The sequence below is a fragment of the Cupriavidus basilensis genome (assembly GCF_000876015.1).
Lineage (GTDB): Bacteria > Pseudomonadota > Gammaproteobacteria > Burkholderiales > Burkholderiaceae > Cupriavidus > Cupriavidus basilensis_B.
The window spans coordinates 462205-485087 of the sequence record NZ_BBQM01000015.1; the positions used below are offsets into that span (position 1 = coordinate 462205).

The 22883-nt window shown below is 65.1% G+C and carries 17 protein-coding genes and 1 pseudogene; 8 read left to right on the top strand and 10 right to left on the bottom strand.

Annotation, left to right across the window (positions count from 1 at the left end):
• Positions 1-226: 226 nt before the first annotated feature.
• The 3 genes from KF708C_RS16015 (at position 227) to KF708C_RS16025 (ending at position 2293) form a co-directional block, all read left to right on the top strand.
• Positions 227-526 (top strand): hypothetical protein, encoded by a 300-nt coding sequence (locus tag KF708C_RS16015; RefSeq protein WP_059412562.1) that lies wholly within the window; start codon positions 227-229, stop codon positions 524-526.
• A 187-nt stretch (positions 527-713) separates the two neighbouring features.
• Positions 714-1928 (top strand): DUF6402 family protein, encoded by a 1215-nt coding sequence (locus KF708C_RS34585; protein ID WP_231586497.1) that lies wholly within the window; start codon positions 714-716, stop codon positions 1926-1928.
• Positions 1925-2293, top strand: coding sequence for a hypothetical protein (locus tag KF708C_RS16025; RefSeq protein WP_059412564.1), 369 nt, complete (start codon positions 1925-1927; stop codon positions 2291-2293). The genes KF708C_RS34585 and KF708C_RS16025 overlap by 4 nt, the downstream gene beginning before the upstream one ends.
• Positions 2294-2551: 258 nt before the next feature.
• Here KF708C_RS16025 and KF708C_RS34590 read toward each other — a convergent pair whose 3' ends face one another.
• Entirely contained in the window at positions 2552-4426 is a 1875-nt protein-coding gene (locus KF708C_RS34590; protein WP_082079587.1) for an AAA family ATPase, read from the bottom strand.
• Between the two features lie 1482 nt (positions 4427-5908).
• On the opposite strand from KF708C_RS34590, the gene KF708C_RS16030 reads away from it, so the two are divergent.
• Together KF708C_RS16030 and KF708C_RS16035 are read left to right on the top strand one after the other, a co-directional pair.
• A complete protein-coding gene (locus KF708C_RS16030) occupies positions 5909-6220 on the top strand; it encodes a helix-turn-helix domain-containing protein (protein WP_059412565.1) in 312 nt (103 codons plus the stop codon).
• Positions 6221-6267: 47 nt separating this feature from the next.
• A complete protein-coding gene (locus tag KF708C_RS16035) occupies positions 6268-7497 on the top strand; it encodes a type II toxin-antitoxin system HipA family toxin (protein ID WP_231586500.1) in 1230 nt (409 codons plus the stop codon).
• Positions 7498-7524: 27 nt separating this feature from the next.
• Here the strand turns inward: KF708C_RS16035 and KF708C_RS16040 are convergent.
• From KF708C_RS16040 to KF708C_RS16075, 8 genes and pseudogenes are all read right to left on the bottom strand, one after another.
• Positions 7525-7926 (bottom strand): annotated as a pseudogene (locus KF708C_RS16040) (transposase); the annotation flags it as partial.
• A 177-nt stretch (positions 7927-8103) separates the two neighbouring features.
• Entirely contained in the window at positions 8104-9393 is a 1290-nt protein-coding gene (gabT, locus tag KF708C_RS16045) for a 4-aminobutyrate--2-oxoglutarate transaminase (protein ID WP_059412567.1), read from the bottom strand.
• Positions 9390-12392, bottom strand: coding sequence for an FAD-binding and (Fe-S)-binding domain-containing protein (locus KF708C_RS16050; protein ID WP_059412568.1), 3003 nt, complete (start codon positions 12390-12392; stop codon positions 9390-9392). The genes gabT and KF708C_RS16050 overlap by 4 nt, the downstream gene beginning before the upstream one ends.
• A 345-nt stretch (positions 12393-12737) precedes the next feature.
• Positions 12738-14219: an NAD-dependent succinate-semialdehyde dehydrogenase gene (locus KF708C_RS16055; protein WP_059412569.1), complete on the bottom strand. Its 1482-nt coding sequence runs from the start codon at positions 14217-14219 to the stop codon at positions 12738-12740.
• 24 nt (positions 14220-14243) lie between these two features.
• Positions 14244-15908, bottom strand: a complete 1665-nt coding sequence (locus tag KF708C_RS16060) for an ABC transporter ATP-binding protein (RefSeq protein ID WP_059412570.1) — start codon at positions 15906-15908, stop codon at positions 14244-14246.
• Positions 15908-16783 carry an ABC transporter permease gene (locus KF708C_RS16065; RefSeq protein WP_020203717.1) on the bottom strand — a complete coding sequence of 292 codons (876 nt, stop codon included), beginning with the start codon at positions 16781-16783 and terminating at the stop codon, positions 15908-15910. Before KF708C_RS16065 ends, KF708C_RS16060 begins: the two co-directional genes overlap by 1 nt.
• Before the next feature lie 21 nt (positions 16784-16804).
• Positions 16805-17761: an ABC transporter permease gene (locus KF708C_RS16070; RefSeq protein WP_059412571.1), complete on the bottom strand. Its 957-nt coding sequence runs from the start codon at positions 17759-17761 to the stop codon at positions 16805-16807.
• Positions 17762-17991: 230 nt separating this feature from the next.
• Positions 17992-19284 carry an NAD(P)/FAD-dependent oxidoreductase gene (locus KF708C_RS16075; RefSeq protein ID WP_059412572.1) on the bottom strand — a complete coding sequence of 431 codons (1293 nt, stop codon included), beginning with the start codon at positions 19282-19284 and terminating at the stop codon, positions 17992-17994.
• A 439-nt stretch (positions 19285-19723) separates the two neighbouring features.
• Here KF708C_RS16075 and KF708C_RS16080 point away from each other — a divergent pair, with 439 nt between their 5' ends.
• The 3 genes from KF708C_RS16080 (at position 19724) to KF708C_RS16090 (ending at position 22227) form a co-directional block, all read left to right on the top strand.
• On the top strand, positions 19724-20602 hold the full coding sequence (locus tag KF708C_RS16080; protein WP_231586502.1) for a GNAT family N-acetyltransferase: 879 nt from the start codon (positions 19724-19726) through the stop codon (positions 20600-20602).
• Positions 20603-20648: 46 nt separating this feature from the next.
• Positions 20649-21587, top strand: coding sequence for a 2-hydroxyacid dehydrogenase (locus KF708C_RS16085; RefSeq protein ID WP_059412574.1), 939 nt, complete (start codon positions 20649-20651; stop codon positions 21585-21587).
• Between the two features lie 145 nt (positions 21588-21732).
• Positions 21733-22227: an Lrp/AsnC family transcriptional regulator gene (locus tag KF708C_RS16090; protein ID WP_020203722.1), complete on the top strand. Its 495-nt coding sequence runs from the start codon at positions 21733-21735 to the stop codon at positions 22225-22227.
• A 116-nt stretch (positions 22228-22343) separates the two neighbouring features.
• On the opposite strand, the gene KF708C_RS34180 is transcribed toward KF708C_RS16090, so the two are convergent.
• Positions 22344-22847 (bottom strand): AraC family transcriptional regulator, encoded by a 504-nt coding sequence (locus KF708C_RS34180; protein ID WP_063923016.1) that lies wholly within the window; start codon positions 22845-22847, stop codon positions 22344-22346.
• Positions 22848-22883 lie beyond the last annotated feature (36 nt).

The following is a 22883-nucleotide window of genomic DNA, read 5'->3' on the forward strand; positions in this document are numbered from 1 at the left end:
TGCGTCGAATGCAGCGCAAGCTATACTCGCTTCGTTGCTGCAATCACAGCAACCGGGATTAGCGGCCCGAATAGGAGGGCGAACGGCCGCCGCTTTGCGGCCTTGTCAACGCACCTATGAGGGAGGCCTTCCATGCGCCGATCTTCGCCAGCCAGTCCCGGCTATTCCTATTCCTCGTTTCCCATCGTGACCTTGCGCATGCGCACTCCGCAAAGGAGGGCGTCCCATGCGTAAGCACACTGCCTACGGCATCACCGCCGAACATACCGGTGCGGACATGTTTGTCACCGCGCATGCACCTTCCGAAAATCCCTTGAGTCTGGCTGCGGAGAAAGCGGCGCAGTTGAATGCGTTGCTGGTGGCGGCCAGCGAGCAGGTTGACGGCTCAACTTGCGCCAGTCATGTCGCGAGGGAAGGGCAGAGCCGTCTCCTGGCGCTGGCCGCAGGGCTTGCGCATGAGACGGCGGTATTGAGTGAGCTTGCTGCGCTGGGCGGTGAAGGGCGTCGCGTCGAGGGCGATAGTTGACGCGCCAGCGTTGATTTTTAGGAGGGGGGCTGCAAGGCTGGTTAGTGCCTTGCAGTCCCGGCACGAATTCGATCCCAATTGGTACAGTTAAGAAGGAATTTCATCCAGATTCGGACTTTACTGATTTATTTCCGTGGCCACTCGCGCGTTAATTCAAAAATCGTGCGCCGAGTCGGAGGATGGAAAGATGGAGAACGGAAACGAGCCGCTTCCTTACTACATGCAAGGTCTGCTATTGCCGTGGTCGTGGAAGAAGAAGGAGAGTTGTATTCCTCTGGATGTGGAGGAATTTGCACTGAGCAGCGAGAAATCCGCACCCCCGCTGCGCGACCAGCCGCCCCCGCCATTCAGGCCAAAGCCTGCCGCGACCAAGCGAGAAGGCAAGAACCTGATAGAGAGCTTCATCGACTTCCGTGAATGGCTGAACGCACCATCGCCGCCCAAGCCGGAACCGGCACCCCGGCCAGAGACTCCCAGGCGGAAGGTCAAGCCATTTGACCTACAAGACATACCACCGGCTATGGAGCGGATTGGCTGGCCCATGTCCGCCAAGGTCATGCGAAAGTGGTTCTCCGGCGAACTGAACTATGCGGCTACGGATGACGGCGCACGCCGTGGCATCAATCAGGACGGAAATCCGTTTCCTGACGCCATGATTGATACCACGATGTTCAAGCTGGATTGGATATTAAAATATCCGCGTGCAAAAGAAAAATATGATGAACTGGTGAGCGTTGGCCTGTATTCGCAAGCAGCAAAGGATGCGATCATCAGGATTTTCAAGAGAAGCAAGCCGTCACCGCACTATCGGGATGCATGGAGGCTCAGTGGCGGGGATATGCATCGCTATCACCGTGGTTTTCAGTTTCAACTGACTAGGGTGGATTCTGATTTTCCGGATAAATTCTCCATGTTTGTTCGAGGAACTGCCATAAAAAATGGTTTATTCATGGACGATCTATACGGATCGCTCGGCGCTTTTACCCTAAATATCGCGGTTGGAGAACACTATTTCTACCCAAGAAATGGCGGTCGAGGGCGTGTTGAGATACATAACGCTACCGTCTATATGCGCGACGTTTTCACGTTTCATGACAGAGACAGTACGTACCTGCATGGCCTGATCAGAAGCGGGTCGCAGTACCTGGGGCACTGGAACAAGACGGGGTTTATCATCGTTCCCGGTGCAGCCTTGGCCGGGGAGGCGACTGCGTGGGATTGGCCAATGTTCCCCGTGGCAAGGGACGGCATGATTACGGAGAGGAACGTGTATTACCCCGTCCGCAACAAAGACTATCGCGACTGGCAGTTGAAGCATAAGCAAGGCGGAGACCTGGTCCTGTACTCGGATAGGAAATGGCTTGGGTTTGGAGCGCCGCTAGTTGTGGAGTTCGACCTATGAGCAGCACAAGGCAGCGGCGGAAGCACTTGTTCATGCTTGGCACTCTGTTGGTCGCAATGCTGGCGAGTCTGCCATATTGCTATGACGCACTAAACAGGTCGGGCGCACGAGAATGCCGGCGCGAGACGGTCGGGAGTTACACCGGCGAGACATGCTACCTGCCGCGCGAATGGGGCGTGGTATTTCGGCTCTACGATGCCCGCAGTGGCGAAATGCTGGCTGAGCGCACCTATCTGGATCCCGACGTTCCTCGCCTGCTTTGGATCGATGACCGTGTCCGCTATGACTTCAATGCGAAGGATGGGGAGGGGTTTGTCAAGCTGCCTCCCACGTGGTGGGACAGGCAGCGGGCCAGGCTTCCGTGAGGGCGCTTTATGTGGGGAAGGAAAGGGTAGCGGATGTCGTATTTCGGCCACAATGAGTCTTCCGCGGTGTCAACGCGAATGTCCGCCTTCGTGCGCTCAAACCGCCCCCATATGGACGCCGGCCCCATACCTCGGGCCCGACGTCAGGCGGCCGTAAGCGTCGGCGTTCGTCCCGTGATGCCGCGACGGGGTAGCAGACATAGAGTAATAATTTCCAAGGAAGATTATCCTAAACGCTTCTCTTAGCCGCCATCTTCTTCAAACCCCAGCGCTCACTCCATCAATCTTTGACGGTACTTCAGGAGCCTGCAAAATGACTGGTGTCTCGATCGGATTCAACGCACGAGCGAGCGTGTCGCCAACCTCCACTGCCAGGAATTCCGGAAATTCACCAACGACCTGCAGGATTCCAAGCTTCAACGCTGAATCACCTTGGCCACGAGCTATTGCATTAAGCTCCGGAATGCCCCGAAGCAATATCCGCTCATAGTCGTGCCCCTGATGGAAAAGATACGCTTTTGGATAAGATAGCTGATATCCGTTTTCCAGTTTGACGGGCATTAGATCGGATAGTTGAATTGAAAGAAGTTGCAGGATCGAATCAATCATTCGCTGGCATTCCTCCTGGGTTAGTTTGAAGGCATCCGTATAAGACTGCTTGTCATGGCCGACCCCAAAATCAGCGAATCTCTTTTTGCCGTAGCGTATTAATGCGAGACTCAGATAGATCGGGTCAAGCAGATAATTTTCTATCGCGTATCTAGCACCCTCGCCAAGCACGAAAATCGACTCGGTAGACTTGTTAACAGAATCGAAATCAATGATGCCAAACGCCAAGTCGCTCCCAGAGTGCCGCAATCGACTAACTATCTGGATGACGTCCGTGCAGTTGGACGTTCCACTGTGAGGTTCAAGAAAAACAGGCTCGAACGTGAAATTACGACGGCGACGGAGGACGTTATAAAGCTCGGAGAAGTACAGTACATCATATTTGCTCTCTACAAAAATCTGCCTCCTTCGGTCGAAGGAAATACGAAGGAAGTCGATGCCACTGGTCAGATTCTGCACCGCGTGCGTACTGCTGACCAATTGAGGAAATTTCGTTTTCCTATTGATCTCGAAGATCGAGCTGTCCGGCGCCATTGCGACAGTCGAAGGCGAGTGTGTTGTCATAACAACTTTCACGTTGGCCTTTTCGACGAGCGTCTCGACTACTGTATCGATCAACAATCTAGAGAATTCCGGGTGTAATGGCGCGTCCGGTTCGTCGAGTAGAAGGAGATCGGGTCTGTCACCGTGTTCCTGCGTGTTGTAAATCGCGAGTGCCAAAGACATAAGAACTTTCTCGCCCGACGATAAATCATTCACGGAAATGTTTATGTTTGTGGCTTCGTCGACGAGCCTGAGGCGATATGGCAATTCGAAATCGCCAACCTCAGGGCTGTTTACGCGATATGGCAAATTCGCGCGAGCGAGCACATCATTAACCAATTCCCAAGGGGCTGGTCCATATTTTTTTACAAAAACATCGTCGTCTACAAAATTGGCACCGATAATTCCTCGCACTTCCGAGCGATACTTGTTGAAATCATTTTTTATCTTTCGCTGGTGATATGTTTTGAAAATAAGTGCACATTGGCTAAAAAATAAATTCCCTTGTGAAAAATCCGTTGCGTTTAGGTTTTCGGAAATATCGTCTTGAGTGAGTTCATCGAGATGTTTCCCTGATCTTTTAAGGATCTGCCGTAAAAGCGACTGGAGTGGCGGATTGTGAACGACTCTCGGTACGAATTGAGCGACAGGATCAGAAAATTGCTCTCCCATATTTAAGGCGGTAGTGTATTGTTGGACAATTCCGCTGATTTGATTCCACCAGTTATTTACATTTGAGATTATTTGGCTGGAATCGCATTGTTCGTCCACCTGTGGGTTTAATGCGTTGTAGCCGATCAGTGTTATTTTTTGTGCGACGGCGCCATCAATAACAATATTTGAAAGCGATGTGTTGGCCATAGCCTCCAAAAGATGGCTCTTTCCACTTCCATTTTTCCCAGTGAAAATAGAAAAATTAGGCAATTCGAATGACAGCCCCCGGGGAACGGATTTGTGGCTGGCGGTAATTGTGATTTTCATGATCGAATATCTTATTGAATCGGAGATGGTTTGGACTATAAATCACGCCCCATAATAAAGCCCGAGTCATGCACGCATCTGGTTCGCTTTGCACACAAGCCTGTGCCGCGTCATTCTAATCAACTCGGTGCTTTGCGTGAGTCGCCTTGACTCCGCCGCCACACGACGGAAGCGCTCCGGCTGCCTCGGCGAGAACGGATCCAAGAACCTGGACGGGCCGGTCATGCTCTAGAAGCGGACGCGGCGGGCTCACCCGCGAGCGACCGCTTTGGGTCGTCAACTGCCCTCCGTGGTCAGCGCTCGTCTCCGTCTAGAGGATGCTGTAGACCGCAGTGTGCGGCGGCCTGCCACGCGCGCGTCGGGCAGCGCCGGCTTGAGCGTGTAGGTAATCGGAAGCGTCGAAGATCCCTGCCAGCCTGGCCGGCCCCGCCGGCGCCAGCGCTAGCGAGCGACAGCGCACTCCCTGCATCGAGGTTGGCTTGGCGCATGCAGCCGGCAACTGGCGGTGGAGGTCTTGGGCGGTCAGCTGGCCGGTGCTGGTGTCAGAGTTGCCTCGAAGCTTGGCTGGTTGTGCGCTCGTATACGGTCGCTTGTGGATTCGCGCAGGTGCCAGCGTGTGCCTGCTGGCAGTCGGTCGCCCCGCTAGCCCTAGCCGGCAGAGCGCGCCCGGCGCTGCGCGGCTGTGCGGGCGCTGGCCGGCTCGCGGAAGAACGGTTCGCACCAACGCATCGGCAATTGGTGGGCCTGTCCGCGCATGGTCCTGCAGTGAGTGCGGTGTCCAGATCGGGCACGTGGCCGGCCCGCAACGGCGTGATGGCGACTCTGTAGATTCAGGCCGGGCCGGCCGGCGCCGGTGGCGCCTGCGCGCGCCGGCATAGTCCCAGCCTGTGGGTCGGTTTCGGCGCACCACCGGCAGCTGGTGGTGCCGGCCCAGGTTGCGGCGCCAGCGGCACGGCAAGGGCACTACAGCGGCTCTGGTTACTCGGTGCTCCAACCCAACCGGCCGAATAGGCGCTGTGCTCGTGTTCCCACAACCAGCTGTCGCTGGCGACTAGGCGCACGGTCCGGGCGACTGCGCGGCGCTGTCGCGTTGCGCTAGCGCGAAGTGCGGCGGCCCGAAGTTCCGCGCGCGGAAGACAGCCAAGGTTCGAGTCGGGGCGGGAGCCTAACGGTCGTGCAGCAACGGTTGGCGGCGCCGAAAGTGCGCCAAAAGCAAAAGGGCACCCAAGCGCCAAGTCGTTAACAAAAGTGTTGAAAGTGCGGGATCAGCCATAGCGGTTGTTCCCGCACTTTCCCCCGAACGATGCCAATGGCTGCCCAAGATTGTTGTCGGTCCGACGGTACCATGCCCCAACAGTGTCCTGTGCCCGAAGTATGCCCCCACAGCTAAGAAGTGATGTGTTTGAACCGCATCCGCATAAGGACAACAATTTTCTCGCGATTTTTGTTGATATTATGGCGAATAACCCCTATTTTTGAACCATGTCATCGATTCCACCGCGTCGCTCGCCTAAGCACACCCCTGTCTTGGTCAAGAGCTCCCTGGAGCGCTTGGGGAAGCGCCTGATCCTCGCGCGGAGACTGCGGGAAATGACGCAAGAGCAACTCGCCAGCCTGTCGGATGTGTCGCCCTCGACGCTGCGATCGCTGGAGGAGGGCGCCGACGGCGTGTCAATTGGCAACCTGCTCAAGGTCCTGCAAGGCCTGCACTTGCTGGGCCAGGTGGACGATGTGCTCGATCCACACCGCGACCCTGAGGCCATTCCGTTTGCCGAACGGCGGGTTGGCCGCTGATGCCGACGGTGCCTGTCTGGACTTGGCTGCCAGGGAGCGACACGCCATTGCATGCAGCCGATCTCACGGTCGAGCGCACCGCCCGGTTCAACTATCGGCCCGACTATCTTGCGCGCGGCGACGCGCTCCCCCTGGATCCGGTGGCGCTTCGCCTCGTGCGCAGTGCCCGCGGTATCGCCATTTCTGCCGCCGACGGTCTCCCTGGCGTGATCCGCGATGCTAAGCCGGCGGGCTACGGCGCGGACCGCCTGAATGCGCATGCGGGTACCGAGCTGAGCCCCCTCGAGCTGCTCGAGCGCGGGGTCCCGGATGGCGTCGGGGCCATTGAGGTCTGCGTCGACATGGACCGCAAGCTGGCCTGGCGGCCCAAGGGCCTGGAGGAACTGAAGTCCATCGCCGAAGAGCTGGACGCGGCCGCGCCAGCCAGCCGAGCGCTGCGCCGGCTCAACGAGGACTTGGACACCAGCGCGGGCGGGGAGCGCCCGAAGGCGACCCTGGTGCATGAAGGCCGCCTCTGGCTGGCGAAGATGCAGGACCGCGGCGACCGGCCGGCCATGCCGGCCCGCGAGTTCGTGACGATGCGCCTGGCGAACATGGCGGGGCTGGACGCGGCACCAGTGGTGCTGCACACCTTCGGCTCGCACCAGGTCTTGCTGGTCGAACGGTTTGACCGCGCGGGGGATCCGTATCGCCCGCAGCGCCGCCTGTTCGCCAGTGCCCACACGGTGCTGCGACTCCCCTTGGACGCGGTCAGGGGCGATCCGCGGCGCTCCTACCTGAACCTTGGCGATGCCGTGCGCGTGTGGGCGAGGGGGCGCGACGACTTGGGCGCGCTGCTGCGCGAGCTGTGGCAGCGCATGGCCTTCAATGCCCTGGTCGGCAACGTCGACGATCACCCGCTAAACCACGGCCTGCTGCATGACGGCCATGCCAAACGCGGTTGGCGGCTGGCGCCGGCGTTCGACATCACGCCCGCCATGACTGGAATGCCGCGGCCGCTCGCCGACGGCCCCGGATTGTTCATGGCCACCAACGCCGACGGCACGGCCCGCACCGGGGTGCCGCGGCTGACCGCCGCGGCGGGCCATTTCGGGGTGGACGCCGACGCGGCGGGCGCCTGGTTGCAGGCGACGGCCGCGCTCGTGGCCACGAACTGGGAGCCGATGCTGCGTGCGGCGGCGGGGCCGATCATGGAGGACGCCGCCAGGCTGGACGGGCTGATTGCCGAGGCCCGGGCCGCCTTCGCCTACAGCGAGTGGCTGGTCGGAAACCCCTGACCCGGCTCTCAGAGCCTGTTTGAAAATTCAAGGATGGGCGACTCTGCGTAGTAGAAGTCCGCCCATTGCGATATAGACCATTGCCTCGGACATGTCGGGACGTCGCTCGTAGTCCCTGACCAGGCGGCACCAGCGAATCATCCCGCCGAAGGTCCGTTCCACTACCCAACGCCGGGGCAGAACCGCGAAGCCAACCTGATCCTCGTGGCGACGCACCACCTCGACGACAAAGTCGAGCGTCGCGGCTTTATCCATCAGCGCGCGACGATCGTACGCGCCATCAGCAAACAGATGTTTCAGGCCCGGTCAACGCCTCTTCAAGGCCTCCAGTACCGTCACTGCCCCTGTACTGTCGGCAATGTCTGCAGGCGTCAGGTTCACCATCAGCAGCCGCCCATTTGTATCCACGGCAATATTGGCCGTTGTACCTCATGAAGCTGCCTTCGAAGTCAGGCCGGATCGAAGGATCGTTCCGGCTCGACAAGCACCCTCGGTTCTCCGGCAATCCGTCCCGCCATCGAAACCCACTCCCACGCACAATCCCCCACGCAATGTCATTCGCGCAGGGCAGGCGGGAGCCAGCACACGGCGCCCGCCTGCCGCGGGTTAGCGCTTCGCGCTGGTCTTCTCGATTGCCGCGCGCAGAATCGCCAGCGCTTCCTCGGCCGTCTCCGCCGGGGTATTCAGCGGCGCAAGCAGCCGCAGGTTGTTCCGATACACGCCGCACTTGATCACCAGCAGGCCGCCTTCCCGGCAACGGTCGATCACTGCCTGGGCGAACTCCGCATCCGGCTGCAGCGGATCGCCATTTCGCACGAACTCCAGCGCCAGCATCGCGCCCACGCCGCGCACCGTGCCGACCGCCGGGAATTCGGCTGCCAGGCGCTCCAGCCCGGCCCGCAGCGTTTCGCCCAGCGCGCGCGCTCCGGACAGGATCTGCTCTTCCTCGAATACGTCGAGCACGGCAAGCGCTGCCGCGCAGGCGAGCGGGTTGCCCGCATAGGTGCCGCCAAGCCCGCCCGGCGCCGGCGCGTCCATGATCTCGGCGCGCCCGACCACGCCGGACAGCGGCATGCCGCCGGCCAGGCTCTTCGCCACCGTGACCAGATCGGGCTGGATGCCCGCATGCTGGAAGCCGAACATCTTTCCGGTGCGGCCAAAGCCCGCCTGGATCTCGTCGAGGATCAGCACGATGCCATGCCTGGTGGTCAGCGCGCGCAGTGCCTGGAGGAACTCGTTGCCGGCCGGCAGGAAGCCGCCGTCGCCCTGCACGGGTTCGAGGATGATGGCCGCCACGCGCTCCGGCGCGATCTGCGTCGCAAACAGTTCTTCGAGCGCGCGGATCGCGTCGGCGCCCGTGAAGCCGCGGTATTCGTCCGGGTACGGCGTGTGATAGACCTCGCCGGCCAGCGGGCCGAAGTTCTGCTTGTACGGGGTGCTCATGCCGGTCAGTGTCGAACCCAGCAGCGTGCGGCCGTGGAAGCCGCCGCGGAACGCGATCACGCCGGGCACATTGCGGTAGGCGCGCGCGATCTTGATGGCATTCTCGACCGCCTCCGCACCTGTCGTCACGAGCAGCGACTTGTAAGGTTCGCCGCCGCCGACCAGCTTGTTCAGCCGGGCCGCCAGTTCGACATAGACGTCATAGCCCACCACCTGGAACGCCGCATGCGTGACGCGATCGAGCTGACGGCGTACCGCCTCGACGATCTTCGGGTGATTGTGGCCGATATTCTGCACGCCGATGCCGCCGACGAAATCGATATACCGCCGCCCCTCCACGTCCCAGAGATAGGCACCTTCGGCTTTCTCCGCGAACAGGGGATGGGCGGTGACGACACCATGCGGCACATGTTCGGTGCGCGCCGCGATATGGGCTTGGTTGGATTGACTCATTGGATGACACCTCTTTCATGGTCCGCGAGATCGACGTCGCGGGTTGGTTTCGACTGGGGTTGCGGTTGCGGTTCTGGATGAAACGCGGGCGCCGCGCTGGCGCCGGCGGGCGCTGACGCGGCAAGAATCTCGGCGAGATGGCGTGGCTCGCGCCCCGTCAGCTTGCGGATCTGGGTGCGGCAACTGAAGCCGTCGGCGGCGACCAGCGCCTGCGCGGGCAGGCCGGCGAGCTTGGGCACCAGCGTGCTTTCGCCGATCGCGCGGGCGATGTCGGCCGTCTTGCTGTGATAGCCGAACGCGCCCGCCATGCCGCAGCAGCCGGTATCGAGCACGTTCGCGCCCAACCCGCTTTCGGCCGAGGTGCCGCCGCACGCGCGCTGATGGCAGTGCGCGTGCAGGTGGACGGCAGTGTCCGCGCCGAGCGCGATGTCCGCCCGCGTGGCGAACTCGGCCATCGTGACAACGAGCCTGGACAGCGCCCCGGCGCGCGGGTCGTCGGGGAGCAGGGCGGGCATTTCGTCGCGGAACACCGACAGGCAGCTTGGCTCCAGCACCAGCACGGGCACCCCGGCCGCGACCGGACCGGCCAGCACGTCGAGAATCTCGAGCAGGTTGCGGCGCGCCGCGTCGAGCATGCCGACGTCGTAGAGCGGCCGCCCGCAGCAGACGTGCCGCGTGGCAAGGCGCGCATGCCAGCCATGCCGCTCGATGACGGTCACGGCGGCTTCGAGCACGCCGGGCGTAAACCCGTTGTTGAAGGTGTCGGTCCACACCAGGACATCGCGCGGGCCGTAGCCATGCACGGGCTGCTCGCGCAGCCGCTTCGCCGTCGCGCCGCGAAGGAAGGCGCGGCGGGCGATGTCGGGAAAATTCGCCGTGCGCGCCAGGCCGAACAGCTGGCCGATGCGGCGCGCGACCGGATTGCGCAGCGCGGCATTGAGCGCGCCGCCAACGTATGTCGCGGCGGGCAGCCACTGCCCGATGCGGCCGATCGCCGCATCCATCGGCGAACGCAGGCGCCGCTGGTAGTAGCGGTGCAGGAACTCGCTGCGGTACTTGGGAATGTCGACGTGGGTCGGGCAGTCGTTCTTGCAGCCCTTGCACGACAGGCACAGGTCCATCGAATCCTTGACGGCCTCGGCGTCGCGGGTCTCGCTGATGACCTCGCCGTTGAGCATCTCGAAGAACAGCCGCGCGCGTCCGCGCGTGGCATAGCGTTCTTCCCGCGTGGCCTTGAAGCTCGGGCACATGGTGCCGCCTTCGAGCGAGCGGCACTTGCCCATGCCGATGCAGCGCTCGGTCTCGCGGCCGTAGCCCGAGCCCTGGCCATCGCCCATCGGGTAGGAGAACACGCTCGCGCGCGTATCGCGCTTGTAGCCGGGCCCCAGACGCAGGTTCTCGTCGACCGGCATGGCGTCGATCAGCTTGCCCGGGTTCATCAGGCCGCGCGGGTCCCACAGGGCCTTGAACTCGCGGAATGCCTGCATCAGGCGCGGGGAGAACATCAGGTGGAGGAAGTCGCCCTTGGCCTGTCCGTCGCCATGTTCCCCCGACAACGATCCCTTGTACTTGACGACCAGCGCCGCCGCTTCCGCCAGGAAGCGCTTCCAGTCATCGACGCCGGCTTCCGAGCGCAGATCGAACGTGATCCGCGAATGAATGCAGCCATCGCCGAAATGCCCGTACATATTGGTCTTGTAGCCGTAGCGCGCCACCAGCGCCGAGAACTCGCGCAGATAGGGGCCAAGCAGTGCCGGCTCGACGGCGGCGTCTTCCCAGCCGACCGTCGGATCGGGCTGGCCCGGCACGGTGGACAGCGAGGTGGCCGACGCCCCGGTTTCGCGGATCGACCACAGGCGGCCCATCAGGGCGGCATCGGCGACCACGCGCCGGCTGGGGCGGCTCGGGAAACTCGCCGCGGCGGCGGCGGCGCGCTCGGCCAGCGCCGTTGCGTCCGCCCGCTGCACGGCGCCGAACTCGATCATCAGCCAGGCGTTGCCGGCCGGCAGCTCGGCAATGTCGTCGAGCTTGAGTCCGAGTTCTTTGAGGCCGCCGATGATGCCGGTGTCGAGACCTTCCATGGCGATCGGCCCGAGCGCCAGCAGCGCCGGCACGCAGTCGGCCGCGTCGAAGATGCTGTCGAAGCCCAGCACCAGCAGCACGCGCTGCGGCAAGCCTTCGACCAGCCGGGTCTCGGCGCGCAGCACCGTCGCGCAAGTGCCTTCGGAGCCGACCAGGGCACGGGCAATATGAAAGCCGTTCTCGGGCAGCAACTGGTCGAGGTTGTAGCCCGACACACGGCGCTTCAAGCGTGGAAACCCCGCGCGGATGTCGTCCGCGTAACGTTCGGCGAGCTCGCGCAGGCCCCGCACGATGCGCGCGCGCTCGCCACCGGCGGCCATGTGCTCGGCATAGGCGGCGTCGTCGGTGGCGCCGACCCAGAAGCGCGCGCCGGTCGCGCTCACGATCTCCAGCCGTTCTACGTTCTCCACGGTCTTGCCGGCCATGACCGAGTGGGCGCCGCAGGAGTTGTTGCCGATCATGCCGCCCAGCGTGCAGCGGCTGTGGGTCGCGGGGTCCGGCCCGAAGGTCAGGCCGTGCGCGGCAGCGGCCAGCTTCAGGTGGTCGCAGATGACACCTGGCTGCACCCTGCCGATGCGCTGCGTCGGATCGACAGCCTCGACGGCATGCAGGTACTTCGAGTGATCGATGCAGACCGCCAGGTTGACCGACTGCCCGCTCATCGACGTGCCCGCGCCGCGCGGCACCATGGCGACACCCATCTCGCCGCAGACGCGCACGGTGGTCTCGAGGTCCTCCAGCGTCCTGGGAATCACCACGCCCAGCGGTACCTGCCGGTAGTTCGATGCTTCGGATGCATACACCGCGCGAGTGACCGCGTCGAAGCGCACCTCCGCGGTGGTGGCGGACTCCAGGCGCTTGCGCAGCCGCAGCAGCACGTTGATGTCGGTGGGCTCGTGGGCCTGTGGAGATGGCATTGGCGTTCGTCGCTTGGTGGTCTATGCGTGGTCGCATGCGACCGGAGGGTCAGGGAGAAGGGCACCGGCGCCGCCCGATGGCGGCGAGATGGCGAACCCGATCGCTCATTGCTCCGGCCACGGGCGCCATCCGGCAGTTCCTGGCAGCGCTTCCCCGTCCGGTTCGGAACGAGTATAGGGATCAAGGTCTTGCAGCTTCTCCCGAATTCACGGGGCCGCGCAGCAGCGAATACCGTTATCGCCGTGCCAACGGCAGTTCCTTCGCTGGCGCGCGAGTCCGCGCTGGCGGCAAGGCAAAGCGGCCGGCATCTGTCGGCCGCCTTGCGTGGCGACGCCTGTCGGCGGTCAGTCCAGCAGCCCCTGGCACACGTACTTGATGTGCATGTACTCTTCCAGGCCGTGGCGGGAGCCCTCGCGCCCGTAGCCGGAATCCTTGATGCCGCCGAACGGCGCGGCCTCCGCCGCGACGGCGCCTTCATTGACGCCGACGATGCCGGATTCCAGCGCGTCGGCCAGGCGCCAGATGCGGCGCACGTCATTGGAGTAGAAGTACGCCGCGAGGCCGAACGGCGTCGCGTTGGCCGCGGCGATCACGTCCGCCTCGGTATGGAAGCGCGTCACCGGCGCGACCGGGCCGAAGGTTTCCTCGCACGAGCATGCCATCGTGTCGTCGACATCGACCAGCACCGTCGGCGCGTAGTAGTTCGGACCCGCGCAGCGCTCTGAGCGCACACGTTCGCCGCCCACGACCACGCGCGCGCCGCGGCTGACCGCGTCCTTGACATGCCGTTCGATCTTGTCCACCGCGCGCGCATTGATCATCGGGCCGATCTGCGAAGCGGGATCGCTTGCCGGGCCCACCACGAGGGCGCCCACGCGCGAGGCCAGCTTGTCGACGAACGCGTCGTGCACCTTGTCCTGCACGTAGATGCGGTTGGGGCACACGCAGGTCTGGCCGCCATTGCGGAACTTGGCCGCCATCAGGCCGTCGACGGCAGCGTCGATATCCGCATCGTCGAAGACGATGAACGGCGCGTTGCCACCGAGCTCGAGCGACAGCTTCTTCAGCGTATCCGCGGAGCGCCGCGCCAGGTGCTTGCCAACCGGCGTCGAGCCGGTAAAGGTAATCTTGCGCACGCGCGGGTCGTCGAGCCAGACGTCGACCACCGCCGGCGCGCGCTCGCGCGAGGTGGTGACGATGTTCAGCACGCCCGGCGGCACCCCGGCGATCTCGGCCAGCTTGACCAGCGCCAGCGAGGTCAGCGGCGTGTCCTCGGCGGGCTTGCAGACCACCGTGCAGCCGGCGGCCAGCGCCGGCGCTATCTTGCGCGCGATCATCGCGGCGGGGAAGTTCCACGGCGTCACCGCTGCGATGACGCCGACCGGCTCGCGCAGCGCAAACATGCGGCGGCCCGCCACCGGGGCGGCGATCACGTCGCCGTCGGCCCGCGTCGCTTCCTCGGCGAACCACTCCACGTAGCTGGCGGCATACAGCACCTCGCCCTTGCCCTCGGCCAGCGGCTTGCCCTGTTCCCGCGAGATCAGGCGCCCCAGGTCCTCGACGTGGCTGACGATCAGGTCGTTCCAGCGCTTGATGATCTGCGCGCGCTGCTTGGCCGGCACCTTGCGCCAGGTGGAGAACGCCCGATGCGCGACGTCGACGGCGCGGCGCGCGTCGGCCGCGCCGCTGTCCGGCACCTGGGCAAACACTTCATCGGTGGCCGGATCGGTCACGGCCAGGGTAAGGCCGTCGGCCGCACCGCTCCATTCGGCGCCGATCAGGTTGCGCCCGGGCAGCAGGGTTGTGTTCTGGAGAGACAACGACATCGGAATGGCTCCTTTCATGCGAATTCAGAGGGATGGGTGCGATGCATGCGGTTGCGCGGCAGGCACCGCGCCGGGAATGTTCAGGTCGACCTCGTCGATCCATCCGCGGCGCAGTTCCGGCACCGAGCGCGCGAGCAGCGTGTAGTAGGGGTGGTTGCCGCTGCTGTCGTAGTCGGCATGGGGTACCTGCGCCAGCTTGCGGCCGTGCTGCATGACGACGATCTCGTCGCAGATCGCGCGCACGGTGTGCAGGTCATGGCTGATGAAGAGGCAGGAGACGCCCAGTTCGCGGCGCAATTCCGCCATCAGGTCGAGGATGGCGGCGCCCACCACCGTATCCAGCGCGGAAGTGATTTCGTCGCAGAGGATCAGCTCCGGTTCGGCCGCCAGCGCGCGCGCCAGGTTGACGCGCTGCTTCTGGCCGCCCGACAGCCCCGCCGGGGTACGCTGCGCGACGCCGGCAGGCAGCCGCACAAGGTCGAGCAGCCGGCGGATGCGGGCGCGCAACGCCTCGCCGCGCAGGCCGTGAAAGAACTGCAGCGGCCTGGCCAGGATGTCCTCGATGGTTCGCACCGGATTGAGCGCGGTGTCGGCCATCTGGAACACGATCTGGATGCGCCGCAGTTCCTCTCGGCTGCGCCCCGCCAGCGTCGGCTTCAACGCCGCGCCGTCGAACACGATGCTGCCCCCGCACGGCGGCACCAGGCCCGCGATGGCGCGCGCGAGCGTGGTCTTGCCGGAACCGGACTCGCCGATCACGCCGATCGCCTGGCCCCGGTACAGCGTCAGGTCAACTCCTTCCAGGATCCGCACAGCAGGCTGTCCGGCCGAATCGACGGGGCCGTAGCCGGCCGACAGATTGCGCACTTCGAGCAGCGGCGGCTGCGCCTGCGCCGCGGCCGCCGTTCCCTGGCGCCGCGCCGGGCGCGCCGCGGCAAGCAGGCTGCGCGTGTATTCGTCGGCCGGCCGGAACAGGATCTGGTCGGTCTCGCCCGCCTCGCGCATCTTGCCGTCGCGCAGCACCACGATCTGGTCGGCCACCTGCGCCACCACCGCAAGGTCGTGGCTGACATACACCGCGGTTGTCTTGCGATCGCGCACCGCGCGCCGGAAGGCGCGCAGCACCTCGACCTGCGTCGTCACGTCAAGCGCCGTGGTCGGCTCGTCGAGGATGACCAGGTCGGGGTCGGTGATCAGCGCCATCGCCGCCATCAGCCGCTGCAACTGGCCGCCGGATACCTGGTGCGGATAGCGCTCGCCGATCGAATCCGGATTCGGCAGCGCCAGCTCGCGGAACAGTGCCACCGCTTTCTGCTCGGCCGCGCGCCGGTCCAGCAAACCGTGAATCAGCGCGGGCTCCACCACCTGGTCCATGATGGTGCGCGACGGATTGAACGACGCCGCCGCGCTCTGCGCGATATAGGTGATGGAGCGGCCGCGCAGGCGTCGCCGCTCGTTGGGCGAAAGCCCCAGCACGTCGTGCTGGCCTACCTGGATGCTGCCCGCGGAAATCTCGCAGCCATGCCGCGCGTAGCCCATCAGCGCGAGCGCCGTGGTGGTCTTGCCCGAGCCGGATTCGCCGATCAGCGCCAGCACCTTGCCCGCCTCGATCTCGAAGCTGACGCCGTCGACCAGCGTGGCCTGGCCCGCGGTGATGCGCAGGTCGGTAACCTTGACGGAAGTCCCCATTATTTCGCTCCGTTGCGTGCCGAGCGGCCCGGCAGGTTGTCGATGACGAGGTTGACGGCAAGCGTCAGGCTGGCGATCGCCAGCGCGGGCGCGACCACGGCCATGCTGCCGTCGGACAGCGCGCCGATGTTTTCGCGCACGAGCGAGCCCCAGTCGGCATCGGGGGGCTGGATGCCGAGCCCGAGAAAGCTCAGGCTGGCCAGCAGCAGCACGACGTAGACAAAGCGCAGCCCCAGGTCGGCCAGCATCGGGCCGGCGATATTGGGCAGGATCTCCTGGCGCATGATGTAGCCGATGCCTTCCCCGCGCGTGCGGGCGACCGTCACGTAGTCCATCGCATTGATGTTGACCGCGAGCGAGCGCGCGATGCGGAAGGCCCCGGGGACATAGATGACCGCGGCGGTGATGGCCAGCATCCAGACCGTGGAGCCGAACGCCGCGACCATGATCAGCGCGAACATCTTGCTTGGTATCGCGGTCAGCGTGTCCAGGCCCCGGCTCAGGCAGGCGTCGACCCAGTGTCCGCTGACCGAGGCCAGGAGCGCGAGCGTGATGCCGATGCCGCTGGCGAACAGTGTCGACACCAGTGCCACCAGCACGGTGTAGCGCGCGCCGAGAATGACACGGGCCAGCATGTCGCGGCCAAGGTAGTCGGTGCCGAGCCAGTGGGCGGCGCTGACCCGGCCGAAGATCTGGACCTCGCCCACGGGGGTGCCGTCCTGCGGGATCACGATCGGCCCGACGATGGCGGCAATCAGCCACGCGGCAAGAATCAGCAGGCCGATCCATCCGGCCGGGCCGAGGGCAGGCAGGCCCGGGCGGCGGCGCGCCCCGGGCGGCGTGACTGCCGCATGCGTGTTGGAAGTAGTAGACATGACAACGGCTCCGGCAGGGTGTCAGCGGTGACGCAGACGCGGGTTGGCGACGATGCCGCAGACATCGGCCAGCGTGACGAGGACCAGGTAGGCCGCGCAGAAGATCATGGCGCAGACCTGCACGACGGGCATGTCGCGTTGCGCGACGCTGTCGACCATCAGCTTGGCGATGCCCGGATAGTTGAAGATCGTCTCGACGATGATCACGCCGCCAAGCAGGTATGACAGGCTGAGCGCCACGGCGTTGGCAATCGGGCCGACCGCATTGGGCAAGGCGTGGAACAGCACCATCCTCGTGGCGGAGGCGCCCTTGAGCTGGACCATCTCGACGTACGGGGCCTTGAGCTGGTCGATGACCGCCGCGCGCGTCATGCGCAGCATCTGGGCAACGATCACGCAGCACAGGCTCAGCACCGGCATCGCCAGCGAGCGCAGCACCTTTTCCCAGGAATCGTCGCTGCCGATATAGGCAAGCGCGGGCAGCCAGCGCAACTGCACCGCGAACAGCAGCACGGCCAGGGTGGCCACCAGGAACTCGGGAATCGAGACCACCGCGACCGAACCCAGGCTCACGGCGCGATCGAACCAGGTGCCGCGATAGACGGCGGCGAGAATGCCGAGGGTCAGCGCGACCGGCACCGAGATCAGCGCGGTCAGGCCGGCAAGCAGCAGCGAAAGCGGCAGGCGGCTGCCGATCGTCTCGCTGACCGGCATGTGCGTGACCAGCGATTCGCCGGCGTCGCCCCTGACGAGATTGCCGAGCCAGTGCGCGTAGCGCTGCGGTGCCGGCACGTCGAGTCCCATCTGGGCGCGCAGGGCAGCCAGGGCTTCCGGTGTGGCGTCCTGTCCGAGTTGTTCCTGCGCGGCGTCGCCGGGCAGCACGGCGGTGATCGCGAAGACGATCGCCGAAACCGCCAGCAGGGAGACCAGGGCGAGCCCGATCCGGCGCGCCAGCAGGCGCAAGATGAAGAGGTTCACGATATTTCCTCCTTCGATGGCTCAGGCTGCGCGCCAGGCGTGCCCGGCGAGCGAATGACCCATCGGGCCGCCCAGCGGAACCGGCGCAAGACCCATGAGACGCTTGTTGTAGCCGGCTGGGCCGATCAGGGCATCCGGCGGTTTCGGGGCTGGCATGGCAAAGGGCTCCTGAATGACGAAGAAAGTGGGACTGGCAAAGCTGTCATGCGGCGCGCGGCAGCGGCGTGCGTTCAGGACACCTTGTCTTTCAGCCTGAAATAGAGACCGACGGCGGGCAGGAACCAGGGCGGCCCCACGTGCCCCGGAATGGCCGGCCACTGCCGCGCGCGCCACGGGTTGGCGGTGGTCTCGCCCGCCATCACGCGCGCCATGCATTGCCCCATGTGCACGGACATCTGCGTGCCGTGCCCGCTGAAACCCATCGCGTAGTACAGCCCGTCGCGCTCCCCCGCATGCGGCAGGCGATCTTGCGTCATGTCGACCAGACCGCCCCAGCAGTAATCGATGCCGACGTCGGCGAGTTGCGGAAACGCTTCCAGCATCGACGCGCGCAGAAGCCGCCCGCTCTTGGCGTCGGACTGCGGGTTCGAGCCGGCAAAGCGCGCGCGTCCGCCGAAAATCAGCCGGTCGTCCGTCGACAGGCGGAAATAGTGATGGACATTGGCGGTCGTCACGTAGGTGCGGCGCCCCGCGAGCAAGGCCTGTGCGCGTTCGCGCCCGAGCGGCTCGGTGGCCAGGATGAAGCTGCCGACCGGCACGATGCGGCGGCGGATCCAGCCGAACGTGCCATAGCCGCCATGACGCGTCGCGCCGGTGGCCAGCAGCACCTGGTCCGCTTCGAATACGCCGCGCGGCGTGTGCAGGCGATGCCGGTGGCCGGACCCGACGCGCTGCAGGCGCTGGACGGGGGTGTCGAGATAGATGCGCGCGCCATGCCGCGCGGCGGCCTGCGCCAGGCCCAGCGCGAAGCGGCCCATGTGCATCTGGCCGCTTTTCTTGTACAGCAGCGCGCCGTGATAGCGCTCGCTGGCGACTTCCGCACGCGTCTGCGCCGCGTCGAGCAGTTCCACATCGAGGTCGACACCGTCGCGGCGCAACAGATCGCAGCTGCGCGCGAGCGCGTCCAGGTGGCCAGGACGGGAAGCCAGCTTGAGTTTGCCATGACGCAGGAAGTCGCAGTCGATCTGCTCGGCGTCGATCACGTGCTTGACGGTATCGACCGCGGCGTCATAGGCGTGATACCAGTCGCGCGCCTGCTGCGCGCCCACGCGCGCCGCCAGCGTGGCGTAGTCGACCGCAAGCCCGTTGTTGACATGTCCGCCATTGCGGCCGGAAGCCTCTCCGGCCGGACGGCTGCCCGCCTCCAGTAGCACCACGCTCGCGCCGCGCCGCGCCAGCGCCAGCGCGGCGGACAGGCCGCAGAAGCCGCCGCCGACAATCGCGACGTCCACGTTCGACGTCAATGGTTCGGTGGCGCCGGCGAAGCGGGCAACGCCGTCATTCCAGTAGCTTTCGAGTTTCATATCGATTGTGAGAACAGGGGGTGCAATACGGCAATGCGGCAGTACGGCAATACGGGTTCGCTGTCCCGCCATCGCCCGCGCAGTCCGGCGCGATGCCGGCCCGGCTTGCGTCGGCGGCGACGCGGCACTGTTGCCGCCCGCTTGTCTGGCGGCGACATGGCGAAGCGCGTCAACACGGTGTCATTGAAGCATGGGCCAACGAGGACTTTGTAGGATATTGGCCTTCGCGACAGTGGATGCTGTGGTTTCGCGGGGTCTGTTTGGCATGGTGTGCCAGGTGCCCGGCGCGAGTGCATCTGCACCAAAAAAATCGAGGGATTACCCTAGGCCGTGGCACCGGTTCAGTGCGCTCGGGAAACAGCAAGTTTTTCCTATCCCGGGTCCCGCCGTTCATCGCATCATTGGCGCTCACTCATCTTTCGGCGAGGCCGGCGCACTCATGGATCCCGCACCGCTCACACTCATGTCGGACGACAAGCCCGTGCATCTGCGCAACATGGTCGCGGCTGACCTGGCCGCTGCCCTGTCGCTGTCGGAACACTTGCGCTGGCCTTACCGCGCGAGCGACTGGGAAACGCTGTTCGCCCTTGGCGAAGGCCGTATCGCGCAGCTTGGCGACACCATCGCCGGCATTGGCCTGCGCTGGCTGTGGGAGCCGCGCGGCGCGTCGGTCGGGCTGGTCAGCGTGGCGCCCGCATCGCGGGGCCGGGGCATCGGGCGGCGGCTGATGGAAACGCTGACCGCGGGAGCCGGCAATGGCCCCATGCTGCTGCACGCGCCCACGGACAGCGAAGCGTTCTGCCGGCGGCTCGGCTTCACGCTGGGCGGCTACGTGCACCCTTACGAAGGCAAGGCCATCCAGGCGCCGCTGATGGCGCTGCCGCGGGGCTGCCGGCTCCGCCCGGCCGGACACAAGGATCTTCCACGCATTGCCGCCATGGACCACGCGGCCAGCGGCGCCGGGCGCCGTCGCCTGATCGAGGCGTGGCTGGCCCACGCCGTGGGCGCGGTAGTGCTGGATCATGCCGACGGCCCGCTCGGCTTCGCCATACTGCGGCGCTTCGGCAGGGGCGCGATGATCGGCCCGGTGGTCGCGCCCGGCGCCGGTCCGGCCAAGGCGATGATCGCGCATCTGGCCGGCCTGGCCGGCGGGCGCTTCCTGCGCATCGACGCCGTGGCGGACCCGGAGATCGAAGCATGGCTGCGCGACCTCGGGCTGGTGCATGCGGGCGGCATGCGCGCGATGAAGAAAGGCGCGTTCGCGCCGGCTTCGCCGGATTTCACCACCTTTGCCCTGGCCGACCTGGCCACCGGTTGAGCAGGGCATCGGATCAGACACACAAACACACGACCCGGACCGACAGATGGATCAGAAGGCAACGTTTCTCTACAAGGCCGACCCCGAGCGCGGCAGGATCTGGGCGCAAGTGTTCGCGCAGGCAGCACCTGGGATCGACTTTCGCCTGTGGCCCGACATCGGCGATCCCGCGCAGGTGGCCTATCTGGCGGCCTGGGAGCCGCCGGACGGCATCGCGCAGCGCTTCCCCAACCTGCGCGTGCTGTTCTCCACCGGCGCAGGCATCGATCAGTTCGACCTGGACGCCTTGCCTGCCGAGGTGCCGCTGGTACGCATGGTCGAACCCGGCATCATCGACGGCATGATCGAATATGTCGTGTTCTCGGTGCTCGCGCTGCACCGCGACATGCCCGCCTATCGCCGCCAGCAGGTGTGCGAGCAATGGCGGCCGATCCAGGTACGCACTGCCGCCTCCCGGCGCGTGGGCGTGCTCGGGCTGGGATCGCTGGGGCAAGCGGCGCTGGCGCGCCTGAAACTGTTCGGCTTCGACTGCGCGGGCTGGGCCCGGTCGCCGCGCGCCGTCGACGGCGCGCGCACGTTCAGCGGCGCGGATGGCCTGGCTGCCTTTCTTGGCCGCACCGACATCCTGGTCTGCCTGCTGCCGCTGACCGACGAAACACGCGGCATGCTGTGCGCGCGCCTGTTCGATGCGCTGCCGCGCGGCGCCAGCCTCGTGCATGTCGGCCGCGGCCAGCACCTGCGCGACGCCGACCTGCTGGCCGCACTGGATGCGGGGCAGATCGGCGAGGCCATTCTCGACGTCACCGACCCCGAGCCGCTGGCGGCCGGCCATGCGCTGTGGCGTCATCCGCGGGTATGGCTGACGCCCCACATTGCCAGCATGACCCAGCCCGAGACCGCGGCGCGGGTCGTGCTGGACAATCTGCGCCGCCACCGGGACGGCGAACCGCTGGTCGGGCTGGTGGACCGCGGCAAGGGATACTGAGCCGCGCCAGATCAGCGCCAGATCAGCGCCAGATCAGCGCCAAATGCCAGACTGCCGCGCGGGTTGCCGGAGGCGGGTCCGCACCAATTGCACAGGTGCCCGGCAGCGTGGAAAATACCGCGTGACTCACAAGCGACAAAGGACCATGTCCGTGGCCGTCAAACTCGACCGATTGGATCTTCGCATCCTGGCGCACCTGCAGAAGAACGGGCGCATGACCAACGTGGACCTTGCCGACGCCGTCGGGCTGTCGGCCAGCCCTTGCCTGCTGCGCGTCAAGCGGCTCGAACAGGCGGGCTACATCACCGGATACGGCGCGCGGATCTGCATGGACAAGCTCGGCGACGTCCTGACGGTGTTCACCGAGATTACGCTGGAAGACCATCACCGCGAAGACTTCGTGCGCTTCGAGAAGGCCGTGGCGGACGTGGACGAGATCGTCGAATGCCATCTGGTCAGCGGTGGCTACGACTACCTGCTCAAGTTCATCACGCGTGGCGTCAACCACTACCAGGAACTGATGGAGAGCCTGCTCGACCGCAAGATCGGCATCGAGAAGTACTTCAGCTTCATCGTCATCAAGTCGCCGTTCATCAAGACGCACTATCCGATCGAGCGGCTGTTTACATCGGAGGGCTAGCGTCGGCCGACGACGCCAGCCATGCGCCCGGGCCCGCGGACGGTTGCGCCCCCCGGGGCCGGAGGCGCCGTTCGGCAATCAGGACGTTGAAGTCTTTCGGACGCATCGCCCGGCTCTCACGGGACGCTGGGGAAGGATTCGGCACCGAGGGACGACGGCTTGCGCCGGCCGGTGTCCTGGCCGGTGAGCTGGAATTCGCTGGGCGTCATGCCACACGCGCTTTTCATGCAGCGGCAGAGATGGCTTTGGTCATAGAACCCGCACTCGTGCGCGGCCAACGACGGGGAGAGCCCCTGCCGGAGCAGGGCCTGCGCATGGCGGATCCGCTTCAGGCTGATATACCGGTGCGGCGTCATGCCGACCGTCTGCCTGAAGACCGTCACGAAGCGGCCCACGCTCAGCCCCACGACCGCGGCCAGCTTGCGCAACGGCAGCGGCTCGCCCAGATGCTGGTGGATATAGGCCAGCACCATGCCCAGGCGCGGATGCTGCGTGCTGGCCGCAACGGCGCTTGCCGGCCGGGCTCGCGAAGAGTGGGTGGATGCGGCGATCGGGCTCATGCTGGCTAGCATAGTGGCGATGCCGACGCGCATGCCGCTGTTTTGACCGAGCTGCGCCATAGCGAATTGCAAACTGGCGGGGCTGGAACGCAGATT

What these genes read in the sequence shown, in the direction of transcription:
- KF708C_RS16015 (WP_059412562.1), top strand. Translation starts at nt 227, where the DNA reads ATGCGTAAGCACACTGCCTACGGCATCACCGCCGAACATACCGGTGCG.
- gabT (WP_059412567.1), bottom strand. Translation starts at nt 9,393, where the DNA reads ATGAGTCAATCCAACCAAGCCCATATCGCGGCGCGCACCGAACATGTG.
- KF708C_RS34180 (WP_063923016.1), bottom strand. Translation starts at nt 22,847, where the DNA reads ATGGCGCAGCTCGGTCAAAACAGCGGCATGCGCGTCGGCATCGCCACT.
- KF708C_RS16080 (WP_231586502.1), top strand. Translation starts at nt 19,724, where the DNA reads ATGGATCCCGCACCGCTCACACTCATGTCGGACGACAAGCCCGTGCAT.
- KF708C_RS16030 (WP_059412565.1), top strand. Translation starts at nt 5,909, where the DNA reads ATGTCATCGATTCCACCGCGTCGCTCGCCTAAGCACACCCCTGTCTTG.
- KF708C_RS16075 (WP_059412572.1), bottom strand. Translation starts at nt 19,284, where the DNA reads ATGAAACTCGAAAGCTACTGGAATGACGGCGTTGCCCGCTTCGCCGGC.
- KF708C_RS16090 (WP_020203722.1), top strand. Translation starts at nt 21,733, where the DNA reads ATGTCCGTGGCCGTCAAACTCGACCGATTGGATCTTCGCATCCTGGCG.
- KF708C_RS16025 (WP_059412564.1), top strand. Translation starts at nt 1,925, where the DNA reads ATGAGCAGCACAAGGCAGCGGCGGAAGCACTTGTTCATGCTTGGCACT.
- KF708C_RS34590 (WP_082079587.1), bottom strand. Translation starts at nt 4,426, where the DNA reads ATGAAAATCACAATTACCGCCAGCCACAAATCCGTTCCCCGGGGGCTG.
- KF708C_RS16050 (WP_059412568.1), bottom strand. Translation starts at nt 12,392, where the DNA reads ATGCCATCTCCACAGGCCCACGAGCCCACCGACATCAACGTGCTGCTG.
- KF708C_RS16060 (WP_059412570.1), bottom strand. Translation starts at nt 15,908, where the DNA reads ATGGGGACTTCCGTCAAGGTTACCGACCTGCGCATCACCGCGGGCCAG.
- KF708C_RS16055 (WP_059412569.1), bottom strand. Translation starts at nt 14,219, where the DNA reads ATGTCGTTGTCTCTCCAGAACACAACCCTGCTGCCCGGGCGCAACCTG.
- KF708C_RS16085 (WP_059412574.1), top strand. Translation starts at nt 20,649, where the DNA reads ATGGATCAGAAGGCAACGTTTCTCTACAAGGCCGACCCCGAGCGCGGC.
- KF708C_RS16065 (WP_020203717.1), bottom strand. Translation starts at nt 16,783, where the DNA reads ATGTCTACTACTTCCAACACGCATGCGGCAGTCACGCCGCCCGGGGCG.
- KF708C_RS34585 (WP_231586497.1), top strand. Translation starts at nt 714, where the DNA reads ATGGAGAACGGAAACGAGCCGCTTCCTTACTACATGCAAGGTCTGCTA.